Below are 3137 nucleotides of genomic sequence, written 5' to 3'. Positions count from 1 at the left end.
CTGATGTGCTGTTTTTCCGTCCGCCTCCCCAGCGCATCGTACACATACCGGTATGTCCCCCGCGCTGTCGTCACTTCCACCATCCGGTGTTCCGCATCATAACGGTAACTCTGCGTGCCGCTCCGCCCCTCCTTTTCCACCGCACGGCCAAATTCGTCGTAACGGTAGTGCACACCACGGTAAGACATCAGCCGGTTGAACGGCACCACGCTGTTTTCTGCCGTGGCCCTTTCCCCCGCGCGCCGCCCCAGCAGGTTTCCCGCCGCGTCGTACTGCCAGCTCGCCAGATACCCCTCATCCTCCGAGCGGCACGCCGTGATGCGCCCCGTGGGGTCGTAGAAGTAATCCGTTTCCCCCCGCCGGCTGTGCCGCGTCTTCAGCAGTTCATCCTCGCCACTGTAGCTGTACTGCCGGTCCGTGAACGTCTCCGGTACCACCCCGCGCATCCCGCTGTATGTCTCCCTGCGCTTCAGCCGCCCGGCGGGGTCGTAAAGCTGCCGCGTGCTCAGTCGCCCCTGGCTTCTGAGCACTTCACGGTGCAGGGCGTCACGTGTGAACTCGCTGATGACCTCCCGGTCCAGATTTATCTGCTGGAGATGGCCGCTGCCGTAGTACAGATGACGCTGCGTTCTGCCGTCCGGAAAGGTGATGGCTGTCCGGTTGCCCAGTTCATCGTACTGGTGGGTTAAGACGCCCTGCGCCGTCTCCTCAGTCAGCATCCGCCCCAGTCTGTCGTAACTGAAACGGATAATCTCCGGTGCGTCTGTTTCCCCGGCATCCGACCGTCGGCGGCGGATTTCCAGTAGCTGGTCTGCCGCATCATGGACGTATTCCGTACGGCTATCGGCTGTCTCCTTTGCCGTGAGCCGGCCCGCCGCATCACGTGCCAGCCGGTGGCGGATTTCACCGCCCCGGTCCCCGGTGAACACCACTTCCGTGACCGCGTTCAGCGCGTTGTAGCGGTACGTCTGGCGGCAGCCGTCCGGATTTATCTGCTCCGCCAGACGGTCCAGCACGTCATGGCGGAACCGGTAGCTTTCTCCGTTCTCGTTCGTGAGCGTGACCAGACGCCCGTAAGCATCGTACCCGAACGCCGTCCTGCGCCCCGTCGCGTCTGTCCGGCTGCGCACCCGGCCCTGCCCGTCCCGCTGCCAGCGCGTTATCCTCCCCATCGGGCTGGTGTACTTCACCAGCCTGCCCGCCGCGTCCGACTGGTAATTCACCGTGCGGCCGTCCGCCAGTATCACCTCCGTCAGGTGGCCGCTGTCGTCATACCCGTAGCGCGTGCTGTGGCTCTGCGCGTCTGTCATCCGTATCAGCCGCGTGCGTTCGTCGTAGAACCAGGCCGTCTGCGAGCCGGAACAGTCCGTGTGCCGCATGAGCTGCCCGTCTTCGTTCCACTGAAGGTATTTATTCCCCCCGCGCGTATCGGTTATCTGCACCACCTGGCCGTGGCGGTCATACTGATACCGGGTGTTCTGCTGCAGCGGGTCGGTCACCGCAAGAAGATTGCCGCGTTCATCGTACTCACAGCACCAGCTGTTCCCCGCCGCGTCCACCTCCGTTTCCGGCTGGTGCCACACCGGGTGCCACTGTGTCTGTGCCACCCGCCCCAGCGGGTCGTGCGTCTCCGTGATATGCCCCTGCCGGTCATACACATAGCGCCATTTGCCGCCCTGCGCATCGGTCATTCCCAGTAACAGCCGTTCTTCGTCGCTCCAGCGGAACGTCGTCACCTGCCCGGCTTCGTCCTGGTACGCCGTCACCTGATTCTGCGCGTCCCACTGATGATAACGCGTGCGCCCCAGCCCGTCCGTCACGCACAGCCTGCGTGACGCCAGGCTCCACGCCAGCCGGTACTGTTCACCGCTGTCCGTGTGGTGCCCCGTCACCCGCCACGCTGCGTCATCCGGGCCTTCATACCAGCCCCACTGGTAATAATACCCTTCGCCGCCCGGCTGGCGGTGCAGGGTCATGCAGTGGTTTTCGTCGTAAGCAAACTCGCGCAGCAGGTGTCCCGTGCTGTCGTACACGCCGTTCAGGTCGCCGGCCTCGTCATAGCGGTAACGACGCAGCAGTAAAGGAGCCGTCTCAGGGAAATGCTGATAAATCTGTGTCACCCGCCGGGGATGCGCCGCCAGTTCATAATGCAGACGGATGCACGGACGCTGCTGTTCACCGCTGATTTGCGTGATGCGCCCCAGCTCGTCGTAGTACAGATTCAGACAGTTGCTGTTGCGGTCGCCCAGCATTTTCAGCCGCTGGCGCTGCGGGTGATGCGGGTCGGCTTCAAACAGAAAAAACTGCCCGTCATCGCTGCTGATAAGCCAGTGCCCCTGCTCACCCCGCCGTACTGCCAGTCCTTCGCCGGGGCTGTAAAACCCGCTCCCCGGCAGCACGGCCTCCATATCCAGGCGTCGTCCCATGCCCGACACAAAGGTCATGCAGTTTTCGTCTGCGCTACCCGGTGTGCGCACGAGGCTGACTTCATACATCACACTCCAGCCCTGACCAAACATCCCTTCCGTGCGGTCGTCACGACTGCTGTACACGCGCTGCCAGTCCAGCGGAAAGTGGCCCGGCAGACTGAAATCGAAGTCATCGTCATCGGCCAGATATTTGGCTCCGGTGGCGGCATTGACCGGATGCGGAAGGGCACTGATGGCCTTCTGCGTCATCACCCCCATCCCGACACTGGCAGCAAAACAGGCGATTTCAGAAAGCATTTTGCCCGGGCGAAGAAACATCAGCGCCACGGTTGCCACCAGGGTTATCTGCGACCTGCCGCTTCTGATATCCCTGACCACCAGTAACGGACCGCCAATGCGGACATCCGGTGACACAAACGCCCCGTTCCCCGGCTCATTCACCACCCTGGCCTCGCAGGTGCAGCGTGCCCCGCTGCGTGCCGCCGGCTGGCTGTTGATACGCACATCCCGCGCGCCTTCCGCGATATATTCCGCTGCGGGCGGTTCATCATCGCCTTTGAACAGATTACTGATGCTGCCAATAACCGCATTCACTCCCTGAAAGGCGGTTTCCAGCATACCGTCCGGACTCAGCAGGTTAAGGGCCGTTCCCAGGGGGTCATCCAGAAAGGCGGCTTTTTTTTGTGCGAGAAACTGCGTCAGTGAGGA

At 62.6% G+C, this 3137-nt stretch carries 1 protein-coding gene; it reads right to left on the bottom strand.

The window, feature by feature from the left end; translation table 11 throughout:
• Positions 1 to 3137, bottom strand: a 3137-nt coding sequence (locus ACJHX7_RS26020) for a DUF6531 domain-containing protein (RefSeq protein WP_410231732.1), incomplete at both ends; no start/stop codon positions are given.

It is taken from the genome of Escherichia sp. WS1451, from assembly GCF_046487365.1.
GTDB classification, from domain to species: domain Bacteria; phylum Pseudomonadota; class Gammaproteobacteria; order Enterobacterales; family Enterobacteriaceae; genus Escherichia; species Escherichia coli.
The sequence above is the reverse complement of the archived record's forward strand: the minus strand, read 5'-3'. Positions and strand labels throughout refer to the sequence as shown.